Genomic DNA, 12,682 nt, shown 5'->3' with positions numbered 1-12,682 from the left:
CCGCTCGACCCCAGATTATCGATGAATCCGATCTCGCTCTTTTGCATCCTGACCGGCGTGGCGCTGAACGCCGGCGCGCAATTGCTTCTCAAAGCGGGGGTGAATGCCGTTGGACACTTCGATTTCACCCGTGCGAACATTCTGCCCATCGGGTTCAAGCTCGCCACGCAATTGCCGATCATCGGCGGCCTCGCTTGCTACGTGGTGAGCGTGGGCGTGTGGATCGTCGGGCTATCGCGGGTGGACGTGTCGATTGCGTATCCGATGCTCTCGCTCGGCTACGTCGTCAACGCGTTCGCCGCCTGGTATTTGTTCGGCGAGGTGCTGACGGTGCAGCGACTCGTCGGCATCGGCATCATCCTGATCGGCGTGTTCGTGCTGGCGCGCAGTTGAGCGCGCCGGACCGTGCCGGATGGTTCGAGACTTGCGCGTTTCGAAGCCGATTCACGCGTAGATTGAGACGAAAGCCCGAGCGCTGATGCCGTTATCAGTGCTTTAAGCAAATGCATAAACGGCTGCCGCGACGTCACGAGCGACGCGAACAGCTTGCCAACCCTTACACGAGCCACGCATCCATGAGTCAGGAATCTCTCCCCTTTTTGCCGTTCGTGAAGCCCGAGATCGATGAGGAAACGATTCAGGGCGTCGCCGACGTGCTGCGCTCCGGCTGGATCACGACCGGCCCGCAGAACCAGAAGTTCGAAGCGGCGCTGTCCGAGTACTTCGGCGGCCGTCCGGTGCGCGCGTACAACTCCGGCACCGCGACGCTCGAAATCGGTCTGCGCATCGCCGGCGTGGGCCCGGGAGACGAAGTGATCACGACGCCGGCGTCGTGGGTCGCGACGAGCAACGTCATCTATGAAGTGGGCGCGACACCGGTGTTCGCGGACATCGATCCGGTCACGCGCAACATCGATCTCGATCTCGTCGAAAAAGCGATCACGCCGCGCACCAAGGCCATCATCCCGGTCTATCTCGCAGGGCTGCCCGTCGACATGGACCGGCTCTACGAGATCGCCCGCGCCCACCAGCTGCGCGTGATCGAAGACGCCGCGCAAGCCATCGGCTCGACCTGGAAAGGCAAGCGCATCGGCGCCTTCGGCGACATCGTTTCGTTCAGCTTCCATCCGAACAAGAACCTGACGTCGATCGAAGGCGGCGCGCTGGTCTTGAACAACGAGGAAGAAGCGACGCTCGCGACGAAGTACCGTCTGCAGGGCATCACGCGCACCGGCTTCGACGGCATGGACTGCGACGTGCTCGGCGGCAAGTACAACCTGACGGACGTCGCCGCGCGCGTCGGCCTCGGCCAGATCGCGCATATCGAGCGCTTCAACGCGCAGCGCCGCCAGCTCGTGCGCGCGTATTTCGAGCGCCTCGAAGGCGGCGCGGCGGTGAAGCTCGGCATCGGTCTGCCGGTCGCCGACTTCGAGAACTCCAACTGGCACATGTTCCAGATCACGCTGCCGCTCGAGCGCTTGAAGCTCGACCGCGCGGGCTTCATGGAGCAGCTGAAGCTGCGCGGGATCGGATCGGGCGTGCACTACCCGGCAATCCACCTCTTCACGCTGTACCGCGAACGCGGCTTCAAGCCGGGCATGTTCCCGCACGCGGAGCGCTTCGGGGCGACCACGGTCACGCTGCCGCTCTTCACGCAGATGACCGAAGGCGACGTGGCGCGCGTGTGCGCCGCGGTCAATGAAATTTGCGAACAATACGGAAAATAAGCGGAAATGAGTCAAACGGAACAGCGCATCGCGCCGCCGGAAGTCTCGGTCGTCATCCCCGTGTACAACGAGGAGGCGGGGCTCGCCGCGCTCTTCTCGCGCCTTTATCCGGCGCTCGACGCGATGGGGACGACCTACGAAATCATCTTCATCAACGACGGCAGCCGCGACAAATCCGCGGCGATGCTCGCCGAGCAGTTCCGCGCGCGCCCCGATACGACGCGCGTGATCCTGCTGAACGGCAACTACGGCCAGCACATGGCGATTCTGGCGGGCTTCGAGCAGTCGCGCGGCGACATCGTCATCACGCTCGATGCCGATCTGCAGAACCCGCCCGAGGAGATCGGCAAGCTCGTCGCGAAGATGCACGAAGGCTACGACTACGTCGGCTCGATTCGCCTGCAGCGGCAGGACAGCCTGTGGCGCCGCAAGGCATCGCGCGCGATGAACCGCCTGCGCGAGCGCATCACGCGCATCAAGATGACCGACCAGGGCTGCATGCTGCGCGCGTACAGCCGCCACATCATCGACACGATCAACCGCTGCGGCGAGATCAACACGTTCATCCCGGCGCTCGCGTACACGTTCGCGCAGAACCCGATCGAAGTGGAAGTCGCCCACGAGGAGCGTTTTGCCGGCGAATCGAAGTACTCGCTCTATAGCCTGATCCGCCTGAATTTCGACCTCGTGACCGGCTTCTCGGTCGTGCCGCTGCAGTGGCTGTCGTTCATCGGCGTGATTCTGTCGATGGGCTCGGCGGGCCTGTTCGTGCTGCTGCTGATTCGCCGCTTCGTGATCGGCGCGGAAGTTCAAGGCGTGTTCACGCTCTTCGCGATCACGTTCTTCATGCTCGGCGTGATCATCTTCGCGCTCGGCCTGCTCGGCGAGTACATCGGCCGCATTTATCAGCAAGTGCGCGCACGGCCCCGCTATCTCGTGCAGACGATCCTCGAAGAGCGCAACGGCGAGCACGTCGTGAGCGCGCCCGTCCAGCAGCCGGTGCAAGCCGTGCAGCCCGCCAACATCGCCGATCAGGGCATCAACCGATGAAACCACGCGCCGTCGTCTTCGCTTATCACAACGTCGGCGTGCGCTGCCTGCAGGTGCTGCTCGCGCGCGGCGTCGATGTCGCACTCGTCGTCACGCACGAGGACAGCGCCACCGAAAACATCTGGTTCGGCAGCGTGGCCGCAGTGGCCGCCGAGCACGGCATCCCGACGATCACGCCAGCCGACCCGAAAAGCGCCGAGCTGCGCGATGCCGTGAGCCGCGCGAAGCCCGACTTCATCTTCTCGTTCTACTACCGGCACATGCTGCCGGTCGACCTGCTCGCGATCGCCGCGCGCGGCGCGTACAACATGCACGGGTCGCTGTTGCCGAAGTACCGCGGCCGCGTGCCGACCAACTGGGCGGTGCTCAACGGCGAAACCGAAACCGGCGCGACGCTGCACGAGATGGCCGCGAAGCCCGACGCCGGCGCGATCGTTGCGCAGACGCCGGTGCCGATCCTGCCCGATGACACGGCCGCGCAAGTGTTCGACAAAGTCACCGTCGCCGCCGAGCAAACGCTCTGGCGCGTGCTGCCCGCGCTCCTCAAGGGCGAAGCGCCACATCTGCCCAACGACCTCGCGCACGGCAGCTACTTCGGCGGACGCAAGCCCGAAGACGGCCGCATCGACTGGTCGCAGACAGCGCAACGCGTCTACAACCTGATTCGCGCGGTCGCGCCGCCGTATCCCGGCGCGTTCACCGACATCGGCGACGAGCGCTTCATCGTCGCACAGGCGCGCCTGGCTGGCCCCGGCACGCCGCATTCGGTAAGCCTGGCGGATTTGCCGCCGGGACTCCACGTAAGCGATAATGCGTTTCTTGGCGTCTGCGGCGACGGCCGAGCCGTCGCCATTTCCGAACTGCGGCACCAGCGCGACGACGACCAGCCGGTCGTCACCCCCTCGCAGTTCGTCCAGCTCATTCACTCTTCCCGTCATTCATGAAAACCGAAGGTTCCGGCAAAAAAGTCCTGATTCTGGGTGTCAACGGCTTCATCGGCCACCACCTGTCCAAGCGCATTCTCGAGACGACCAACTGGGAAGTCTTCGGCATGGACATGCAGACCGACCGTCTCGGCGACCTCGCGAATCACGAGCGGATGCACTTCTTCGAAGGCGACATCACGATCAATAAAGAGTGGGTCGAGTACCACGTCAAGAAGTGCGACGTGATCCTGCCGCTCGTCGCGATCGCCACGCCCGCCACCTACGTGCAGCAGCCGCTGCGCGTGTTCGAACTCGACTTCGAGGCGAACCTGCCGATCGTGCGCTCAGCCGTGAAGTACAAGAAGCATCTCGTGTTCCCGTCGACCTCCGAGGTCTACGGCATGTGTGCGGACGAGCAATTCGATCCGGAAGCCTCGCAGCTCACCTACGGCCCGATCAACAAGCCGCGCTGGATCTACGCGTGCTCGAAGCAGTTGATGGACCGCGTGATCTGGGGCTACGGCATGCAGGAGGGCCTGAACTTCACGCTGTTCCGCCCGTTCAACTGGATCGGCCCGGGCCTCGACTCGATCTACACGCCGAAGGAAGGCAGCTCGCGCGTGGTCACGCAGTTCCTCGGCCACATCGTGCGCGGCGAGAACATCAGCCTCGTCGACGGCGGCTCGCAAAAGCGTGCGTTCACCGATATCGACGACGGCATCAGCGCGCTGATGAAGATCATCGAAAATCCGAGCGGCGTCGCGTCGGGCAAGATCTACAACATCGGCAACCCGAAGAACAACTTCTCCGTGCGCGAGCTCGCGCACAAGATGCTTGCGCTCGCGGCGGAGTACCCCGAGTACGCCGAGTCGGCCAAGGAAGTGAAGCTCGTCGAAACGTCGTCGGGCGCCTACTACGGCAACGGCTATCAGGACGTGCAGAACCGCGTGCCGAAGATCGACAACACGATGCAGGAGTTGAACTGGGCGCCGCTGGCCACGTTCGACGACGCGCTGCGCAAGATCTTCGAAGCGTATCGCGGCCACGTCGCCGACGCCCGCGCGCTCGTCGAGCAGCAATAAGGACCGCTCCTTGGCCCGCATCGTCCTGAAGATCGACGTCGACACGCTGCGCGGCACGCGCGAAGGCGTGCCGAATCTTGCGCGCATGCTCGATCGCTTCAAGGCGCGCGCCACCTACCTGTTCAGCCTCGGGCCCGACCACACCGGTTGGGCCATGCGGCGCGTGCTGCGTCCGGGGTTTCTGAAGAAGGTGTCGCGCACGTCGGTGGTCGAGCACTACGGCGTCAAGCAATTGATGTACGGCGTGCTGCTGCCCGGGCCCGATATCGGCATCAAGGGGGCCGCCGAAATGCGCGCGATCCACGAGGCCGGCTTCGAGTGCGGCATCCACACGTGGGACCACGTCTATTGGCAGGACAACGTGCGCACGCGCGAATCCGACTGGACCGCGCATGAAATGCAGAAGAGCTACGAGCGCTTCATCGGCATCTTCGGCACGCCGCCCGTCACGCACGGCGCGGCCGGCTGGCAGATGAACGGCCACGCGTTCAAGCAGATCGACGCCTGGGGCATGCGCTACGCGTCCGACGGGCGCGGCCACACGCCGTACTTCCCCGTCGTCGACGGCAAGACGCTGACGCACGTGCAAATGCCCACCACGCTGCCGACCCTCGACGAAGTGCTCGGAATCGACGGCGTCGACGAGACCAACGTCGCCGCGCGCATCCTGCGGCAGACCGAACACAACCCGCACGATCAGGTCTTCACGCTGCACGCGGAACTCGAAGGCCAAAAGCTGGCGCCGGTATTCGAGCAACTGCTGGCAGGCTGGCGCGCGCAAGGTCACACATTTGCGACGATGGGCGACTATCATGCTGCGCTGGACCGCGACACCCTGCCATCGTACCCTGTCGTATGGGGCGAAATTGCGGGCCGCTCCGGCGAGCTGATCGTGCAACCCGATTAATTCAGTCTGGCCAAGCGCGTACCGTAAGCCTGGGTCGCCTCCTCCGCATCAAGCTCTCTCGGGCCGCCTTATCGATCGATTGGCAGCCCTCCCCATAACAACAGGAGAACCACGTGTCCATCGCAGTCGACCAACCCGTCCCCGATTTCACCGCCGCTGCAACCGGCGGCGAACTCTCGCTGTCAGGTTTGCGGGGCAAGAAGGTGGTGCTGTATTTTTATCCGAAGGACAACACGCCCGGCTGCACGACCGAGGGCCTGCAATTCCGCGACCTCTATCCGAAGTTCAAGAAGGCGGGAGCCGAGATCGTCGGCGTGTCGCGCGACAGCATCCGCTCGCACGACAACTTCAAGGCGAAGCTGGAACTGCCGTTCCCGCTGATCTCGGATGCCGACGAATCGCTTTGCGGGCTCTTCGACGTCATCAAAATGAAGAAAATGTATGGCAAAGAAGTACGTGGAATTGAACGCTCCACGTTCCTCATCGACGCTGACGGCGTCCTGCGCCGCGAGTGGCGCGGCGTCAAGGTGCCGGGCCACGTCGACGCGGCGTTGGAGGCTGTACAAGCGCTTTGAGGCGCGTTATATTGGGTTGCAATGAGTGCCTGTCCACCCCATTTTTTTCGCTGCCGCGCCGGCCTCGGGGCCGTTGATCTCGTAGTCGCCAGGCGCCGCGCGATACTTGAAGTCGAGCCGCTTGCTCCGGTCACGGGGCAGCGGCTTTTTTACTTTTATTTGGACCGAGCCGGCCTGGCACGCCGGCGACCTTTTACTGTCAAGGAGTCGATCGAAAACTAGGCGAACCGGCGTTTCGAAATTGAAAGCGCGCTGCTTGTCAGAACCGCGTGCGTCACACGACGGGGAATGTGCGGATCGATCACGCAGCGCACGATATGCGACCCGATTTTTTCGAGGGAACTCATGCCTTTGCCTACCCCACCCAGCAAGCTCGGCAACCTGTTGTCACCGGATGAATACAAGGCCAAAGCACGGCCTGCGAAACACGCGAAAAAACAGGACACTGTTGGGGAGCAAGCAGAAGCGGCCGACTACAGCTCGATGAGCGGCCCGGCAAGCGTCGCCGAACCGATGACGCGCGCAGCCAACACCGCCACGAGCCTGCGTCCCGTTAAGACTGCCGCCCCGGTCACCGAAGCCGATGACACCGCGCCGGTCGTGCGCGGCCGAAAATCGAAGCAGACAGCGGCGCTGTTGCAGCCCGTTCCGGCATCGCAGCCTGTGCATACGCCTGTCGCACGCCTGGACAAAGACAAACCGGCGGATGCGCCCGCCGCCGCTGCGGCGAAGGCACGCGGCGCGGAAAAAGCCCGCACCCGCAAAACCGGCGAGACAGAAGTCCGCAAGCTGTTCGTGCTGGATACGAACGTGCTGATGCATGACCCAACCTGCCTCTTCCACTTCGAGGAACACGACGTCTATCTGCCGATGATGACGCTCGAAGAACTCGACAATCACAAGAAGGGGATGTCGGAAGTCGCGCGCAACGCGCGTCAAGTCAGCCGCACGCTCGATTCGCTCGTCGCCAATGCCGGCGACATGGCCGAGGGCCTGCCGCTCTCGCGTCTCGGCAGCCGCGAAGCGCTCGGACGCCTGTACTTCCAGACCAAGCTGACGGACATCGAGCCGGTCGAGGGCCTGCCGCAAGGCAAGGCCGACAACCAGATTCTCGGTGTCGTGCGCGCGCTGCAACGCGATCGCGTCGATCGTCAGGTCGTGCTGGTGTCGAAAGACATCAACATGCGGATCAAGGCGCACGCGCTCGGCCTGCCCGCCGAAGACTACTTCAACGACCAGGTTCTCGAAGACAAGGACCTGCTCTTCGCCGGCGTGCGCGCACTGCCACAGGACTTCTGGACCAAGCACGCGAAGGGCATGGAGAGCTGGCAGGACACGAAGACGGGCACGACGTACTACCGCGTGACCGGTCCGCTGTGCCCCTCGCTGCTCGTCAACGAGTTCGTCTATCTCGAGCCGCAGAACGGCGAGCCCGCGTTCCACGCGCTCGTGCGAGAGCTGAACGGCAAGACAGCGCTGCTGCAAACGCTGCGCGACTACGGTCACCACAAGAACAACGTGTGGGGCATCACGGCGCGCAACCGCGAGCAGAACTTCGCGTTGAACCTTCTGATGAACCCGGAGATCGACTTCGTCACCCTGCTCGGCCAGGCCGGCACCGGCAAGACGCTCGTCGCGCTCGCGGCGGGCCTCGCGCAAGTGCTCGACGACAAGCGCTACAACGAGATCATCGTGACGCGCGCGACGGTGCCGGTCGGTGAAGACATCGGCTTTTTGCCGGGCACCGAGGAAGAGAAGATGCAGCCGTGGATGGGCGCTTTCGACGACAACCTCGAAGTGCTCCAGAAAACCGATGACGCGGCCGGCGAATGGGGCCGCGCGGCCACTCAGGAGCTGATCCGCTCGCGCTTGAAGGTGAAGAGCATGAGCTTCATGCGCGGCCGGACCTTCGTCGACAAGTACCTGATCATCGACGAGGCGCAGAACCTGACGCCGAAGCAGATGAAGACGCTGATCACGCGCGCAGGTCCGGGCACGAAGATCATCTGCCTCGGCAACATCGCGCAGATCGATACGCCTTATCTGACGGAAGGCAGTTCGGGCCTCACGTATGTCGTCGATCGTTTCAAGGGCTGGGCGCATAGCGGTCATGTGACGCTCGCGCGCGGCGAACGCTCGCGGTTGGCCGACTACGCGTCAGACATCCTCTAAAGCGCGTTTTTCGTAGTTCGAAAGCCGCATCCGGGAAACCGGATGCGGTTTTTTTTCATTGTTTTTATGCTTAATAAGTAGACGACATGCGCGATTCCATCGTGCTCGCAGAGCAACACTTAGCCGCGAAAGCTCAAGTAAGTTCTGAAGAATCCTTGCCGGAAGCCCGTCTGGCGGGCTACCATCGGCCCATCGTCCGTTAGCCATACGATAGGCGAGTCTTGTTCTCGCCCTGTCGCTCCTGTCCATGCGCCGACTTTGGTTCCCGTTGCTGATCGTGCTGTTGCTTGCCGCGTGTTCGAGCGCGCCGCAACAGTACTCGCGCAGCTCGGGCTCCGCAGGCAGCGCGGGCGGCGCATACCGGACCGAACCGCCGCCCGGATTCCCTACAGCGGGCCTCCCCAACTTCGTCGATCACAGCATCGGCCGCGAAGAAATTTCCATTCAGGCGATGGGCCTCGTCGGCGTGCCGTATCGCTGGGGCGGCAATACCCCCGACGCCGGCTTCGATTGCAGCGGGCTCGTGCGCTATGTCGTGCTGCGGGCCGCCTCGGTCAATTTGCCCCGGACGACCGCCGACATGAGCAGCCGCGGCGAATCGATCGAGCCCGACGAAATCGCGCCCGGCGACCTGATCTTCTTCAATACGACCGGCCGGCCGCATTCGCATGTGGGCATCTATGTCGGCAAGTTGCGCTTCGTCAACGCGCCGTCGACCGGCGGGACCGTGCGGCTCGACTATCTGACGAACGCCTATTGGGCGAAGCGCTTTGACGGCATTCGACGCGTGGCGCCCGCGCTCGATAAACCAGCGCCGCTCGATGCGCCGACTTACCTCGCAGCGCCGCGCGAAGCGCCGGCGCCGAGTTCGCCAGTGCCCACGACCGCTGGAACCGCATATGCGACGGCGGGTAGCGCGTCCGCGCCGCCGTTGGGTGCGCCCGCAGACTCGAATCCGGCTGTGGCAGCGCCGAACCGCAATCTGACGGCTGTAGCCGTCGCGCCGGCTGCTGCTCCACCCGGCCCGGCGGCCGATCCGTTCGAGCCGCCGCCGCCCGGCATGAGCGCGGCGCAAGTCCAGGCGCGCGCGGCGGGTGCGGTATTGCCGTCCGTCACGGCGGCTGCGCAGCAGCCAGCCGGTATCGCACCGGCGACCACTCAAGCCTCTGGCGCCGCGGGTGCGCCGGCTTCATCGCTTACGACGGCGGCGCCGGCGCGCAACGCCCCCGACGCAATCGATGCGGCTGCCGACGCCTTCGAGCCCCCACCGCCAGCGGCCGTCGCCGAACGCCAGGCCCAGCAAGCGCGGCAAGCCGCAGCGCCGGCCTCGCCCGCTGCCACGAGCAGCGTGCGAATCATGCGGGCGTCGACGGCATCGCCGAGCATGCCCGCCCCGACCTCGACCTCCGACGACCCGATCGCCCGCTTCGCCAACGGCGGCGATTGAGCCCAGGCCCGCACGCCCAATCCACGCTGGTCCGCCAATCGACAGCGCGGCCCACATCGTTCTGCTATCGTTCCCTACGCGACAACGCATTCATGGGCGAGGAACGGCGATGGATCTCGGACTCGAAGGCAAGGTGGTGTTGATCACGGGCGGCAGCAAGGGCATCGGACTGGCTTGCGCGCGGGCGTTCGCAGCGGAAGGCGCCAAAGTCGCGATCGTCTCGCGCGATCCGGCCAATCTCGCGCGAGCGCGCGAGGTGCTTGCCGCGGACGGCCATCACATCCACCTCGCCCGCGCCGACCTGCACGAAGCCCACAGCGCCGAAGACGTGGTCGAAGAAGCCACAACGGCCGTCGGCCCTATCGATATCCTCATCAACAGCGCCGGCGCCGCAAAACGCTACGACCCGGCGACGCTCGACGCCGCGGCATTCAAGGCGGCGATGGACGCCAAATATTTTCCGTACATTCACACCCAGCAGGCGGTGCTGCGCCGCATGGCCGAGCGCCTGAAAACGGGCGGTGCGCCCGAACCGGGCGCAGTCGTGAACATCATCGGGATGGGCGGCAAGATCGCGAGCGACATCCATATCGCGGGCGGCGCGGCCAATGCGGCGCTGATGCTCGCGAGCGTCGGACTCGCGCACTACTACGCGCGGCTCGGCATTCGGATCAACGCCATCAACCCCGGTTCGACGCTGACCGAGCGAGTCCAAGAAGCGTTACAACTGGAGGCATCGAGGCAAGGCATCAGCACCGATGAAGCGCTAGCGCGCGGCGAAGCACAGGTGCCGCTCGGGCGCTACGCCAAGCCGGAGGAAATCGCGGACGTCGCGCTCTTTCTCGCGAGCCGCCGGGCGAGCTACGTGACGGGCGCCATCGTGCCGATGGACGGCGGCGCGACCGCCCTTATCTGACGCCTACTCCTCGTCGCGCGTACTGAAATCGCCTGGTTCGCCGCGCTCAGATAAACCGGTGACCGAACCACCAGCCGATGGCGGCGAGCAACGCGGACGCCGGAATCGTCAACACCCAGGCCCAGACGATATTGCCGGCCACGCCCCAACGCACCGCGGAGAGCTTCTGCGTCGCACCGACCCCGACGATCGCGCCGGTGATCGTGTGCGTGGTCGACACCGGAATACCCAACGAAGACGCAACGAACAGCGTGATCGCGCCGCCCGCCTCTGCGCAGAAACCGCCGACCGGCTTGAGCTTCGTGATCTTCTGCCCCATCGTGCGGACGATGCGCCAGCCGCCGAACAGCGTGCCGAGCCCCATCGACAGATAGCACGCGCCGATCACCCAGATCGGCGGTGCGTCGGCGGTCGCCGACGCGTAGCCGGTCGCGATCAAGAGCATCCAGATGATGCCGATGGTCTTCTGCGCGTCGTTGCCGCCGTGCCCGAGGCTATAGAGCCCGGCCGACACCAGCTGCAGGCGCCTGAAGCGTCCGTCGACCCTGCTCGGCGGCGTGCGGAAGTACATCCACGACACGGCCAGCATGAAGAACGAGCCGAGCACAAAGCCGAGCAGCGGCGAGATGAAAATGAACGCGACGGTCTTCAAGAGCCCGTCCCAGTTGAGCGCGGCCCAGCCCGACTTCGCGAGCGCCGCGCCGACGAGCCCGCCGATCAACGCATGCGAAGAACTCGACGGAATCCCATAACGCCAGGTCACGATATTCCAGCCGATCGCGCCGACGAGCGCGCCGAATACGACGTAGTGGTCGACGATGTCCGGATCGATCGTGCCTTTGCCGACCGTCTGCGCGACTTTCAGATGGAAGATGAAATAGGCAATGACGTTGAACGCGGCGGCGAAGGCCACCGCCTGCTGCGGCTTCAGAACCCCGGTCGACACGACCGTGGCGATCGAGTTCGCCGCGTCGTGAAAACCGTTCATGAAGTCGAACACGAGCGCGACCACGACCAGTGTCGCAAGCGCCCAGAAGGCGAGTTGGATCGAATGCATCGGTGACGGTCCGCTCGCTTACGCGTTTTCCAGCACGATGCCTTCGATGATGTTCGCGACATCCTCGCACTTGTCGGTGATCGTTTCGAGCAGCTCGTAGATCGCCTTCAGCTTGATGAGCGTCTTCACATCGTCTTCTTCGCGGAACAGCTTCGAGATTGCCGAGCGCAGCACGCGGTCGGCGTCCGATTCCAAGCGATCGATCTCCTCGCACGCCTTCAGGATCTGCGCGGCCTGGCTCATGTCCGACAAGAGGCTTACCGCCGCCTGCACGTGCTTGACGGTCGCCGTGCACAAATGCGCGAGCTCGCGCGCCTCCGACGTCACGCTCTGCACGTCGTACAGCGAAATCGAGGTGGCGACGTCCTCCATCAAATCGAGGATGTCGTCCATCGTGGTGATCAGCTTGTGGATTTCGTCGCGGTCGAACGGCGTGATGAAGGTCTTGTGCAGCAGGTCGATGGCTTCGTGCGTGACCTTGTCGGCTGCCTTTTCGTTCGCCTGGACGTTCTGCTTGTGAATCTCGGCGTCTTCGAGATTGTCGATCAGGAGCTCGAGCTCCTGGCTGGCGGTCACGATGTAGTTCGCGTGCGCATTGAAGATTTCAAAGAACTTGCCCTCGGTGGGCATGAATCGGCCGAACATTGGAATCCCAAAAAGTGGTCACAGTGTGACTGACATAAAACCGCAACATTGTAACGGTTCCGGATTCCCTGCCGAACCCGCAAAGTGCCGCGCAAACGTGGAAAGCAACGTTTTCTCACGCGGCGCTTTACTTTGCGGCAGACCTTCGTTCTCGTCGTTGTCGACTTTGCGCGGGTTG

Annotated in this window: 12 protein-coding genes; 10 read left to right on the top strand and 2 right to left on the bottom strand. The window is 64.0% G+C overall.

Annotated elements, in window-relative coordinates:
- Positions 1-21 precede the first annotated feature (21 nt).
- The 10 genes from FAZ95_RS09740 (at position 22) to FAZ95_RS09695 (ending at position 10,802) form a co-directional block, all read left to right on the top strand.
- Complete coding sequence (locus tag FAZ95_RS09740) at positions 22-393, top strand: EamA family transporter (protein ID WP_137332259.1); 372 nt, start codon at positions 22-24, stop codon at positions 391-393.
- Between the two features lie 182 nt (positions 394-575).
- Entirely contained in the window at positions 576-1,727 is a 1,152-nt protein-coding gene (locus FAZ95_RS09735; protein WP_137332258.1) for a DegT/DnrJ/EryC1/StrS family aminotransferase, read from the top strand.
- Positions 1,728-1,733: 6 nt separating this feature from the next.
- Complete coding sequence (locus tag FAZ95_RS09730) at positions 1,734-2,777, top strand: glycosyltransferase (protein WP_137332257.1); 1,044 nt, start codon at positions 1,734-1,736, stop codon at positions 2,775-2,777.
- On the top strand, positions 2,774-3,721 hold the full coding sequence (locus tag FAZ95_RS09725; RefSeq protein WP_137332256.1) for a formyltransferase: 948 nt from the start codon (positions 2,774-2,776) through the stop codon (positions 3,719-3,721). The genes FAZ95_RS09730 and FAZ95_RS09725 overlap by 4 nt, the downstream gene beginning before the upstream one ends.
- Complete coding sequence (locus tag FAZ95_RS09720) at positions 3,718-4,785, top strand: bifunctional UDP-4-keto-pentose/UDP-xylose synthase (protein WP_137332255.1); 1,068 nt, start codon at positions 3,718-3,720, stop codon at positions 4,783-4,785. The genes FAZ95_RS09725 and FAZ95_RS09720 overlap by 4 nt, the downstream gene beginning before the upstream one ends.
- A gap of 10 nt (positions 4,786-4,795) precedes the next feature.
- Positions 4,796-5,692, top strand: a complete 897-nt coding sequence (locus FAZ95_RS09715) for a polysaccharide deacetylase family protein (protein WP_137332254.1) — start codon at positions 4,796-4,798, stop codon at positions 5,690-5,692.
- Positions 5,693-5,805: 113 nt separating this feature from the next.
- Positions 5,806-6,267, top strand: coding sequence for a peroxiredoxin (locus FAZ95_RS09710; protein WP_137332253.1), 462 nt, complete (start codon positions 5,806-5,808; stop codon positions 6,265-6,267).
- A gap of 345 nt (positions 6,268-6,612) precedes the next feature.
- The gene (locus FAZ95_RS09705; protein ID WP_137332252.1) at positions 6,613-8,439 is read left to right on the top strand and encodes a PhoH family protein; all 1,827 of its coding nucleotides are present in this window, start codon (positions 6,613-6,615) and stop codon (positions 8,437-8,439) included.
- A gap of 247 nt (positions 8,440-8,686) precedes the next feature.
- The gene (locus tag FAZ95_RS09700; protein ID WP_137332251.1) at positions 8,687-9,886 is read left to right on the top strand and encodes a C40 family peptidase; all 1,200 of its coding nucleotides are present in this window, start codon (positions 8,687-8,689) and stop codon (positions 9,884-9,886) included.
- A gap of 109 nt (positions 9,887-9,995) precedes the next feature.
- Complete coding sequence (locus tag FAZ95_RS09695) at positions 9,996-10,802, top strand: SDR family oxidoreductase (RefSeq protein ID WP_137332250.1); 807 nt, start codon at positions 9,996-9,998, stop codon at positions 10,800-10,802.
- A 46-nt stretch (positions 10,803-10,848) separates the two neighbouring features.
- Here FAZ95_RS09695 and FAZ95_RS09690 read toward each other — a convergent pair whose 3' ends face one another.
- Entirely contained in the window at positions 10,849-11,859 is a 1,011-nt protein-coding gene (locus tag FAZ95_RS09690; protein WP_137332249.1) for an inorganic phosphate transporter, read from the bottom strand.
- Positions 11,860-11,877: 18 nt separating this feature from the next.
- Complete coding sequence (locus FAZ95_RS09685) at positions 11,878-12,504, bottom strand: DUF47 domain-containing protein (protein WP_137332248.1); 627 nt, start codon at positions 12,502-12,504, stop codon at positions 11,878-11,880.
- Positions 12,505-12,682 lie beyond the last annotated feature (178 nt).

This window comes from Trinickia violacea (assembly GCF_005280735.1).
In the GTDB taxonomy this organism is placed as follows: Bacteria; Pseudomonadota; Gammaproteobacteria; order Burkholderiales; family Burkholderiaceae; genus Trinickia_A; species Trinickia_A violacea.
The sequence above is the reverse complement of the archived record's forward strand: the minus strand, read 5'-3'. Positions and strand labels throughout refer to the sequence as shown.

Bases quoted from the DNA above. Each gene is read 5' to 3' on its own strand.
- FAZ95_RS09740 (WP_137332259.1), top strand. From the start codon at position 22: ATGAATCCGATCTCGCTCTTTTGCATCCTGACCGGCGTGGCGCTGAAC.
- FAZ95_RS09700 (WP_137332251.1), top strand. From the start codon at position 8,687: ATGCGCCGACTTTGGTTCCCGTTGCTGATCGTGCTGTTGCTTGCCGCG.
- FAZ95_RS09685 (WP_137332248.1), bottom strand. From the start codon at position 12,504: ATGTTCGGCCGATTCATGCCCACCGAGGGCAAGTTCTTTGAAATCTTC.
- FAZ95_RS09690 (WP_137332249.1), bottom strand. From the start codon at position 11,859: ATGCATTCGATCCAACTCGCCTTCTGGGCGCTTGCGACACTGGTCGTG.
- FAZ95_RS09735 (WP_137332258.1), top strand. From the start codon at position 576: ATGAGTCAGGAATCTCTCCCCTTTTTGCCGTTCGTGAAGCCCGAGATC.
- FAZ95_RS09720 (WP_137332255.1), top strand. From the start codon at position 3,718: ATGAAAACCGAAGGTTCCGGCAAAAAAGTCCTGATTCTGGGTGTCAAC.
- FAZ95_RS09705 (WP_137332252.1), top strand. From the start codon at position 6,613: ATGCCTTTGCCTACCCCACCCAGCAAGCTCGGCAACCTGTTGTCACCG.
- FAZ95_RS09730 (WP_137332257.1), top strand. From the start codon at position 1,734: ATGAGTCAAACGGAACAGCGCATCGCGCCGCCGGAAGTCTCGGTCGTC.
- FAZ95_RS09725 (WP_137332256.1), top strand. From the start codon at position 2,774: ATGAAACCACGCGCCGTCGTCTTCGCTTATCACAACGTCGGCGTGCGC.
- FAZ95_RS09695 (WP_137332250.1), top strand. From the start codon at position 9,996: ATGGATCTCGGACTCGAAGGCAAGGTGGTGTTGATCACGGGCGGCAGC.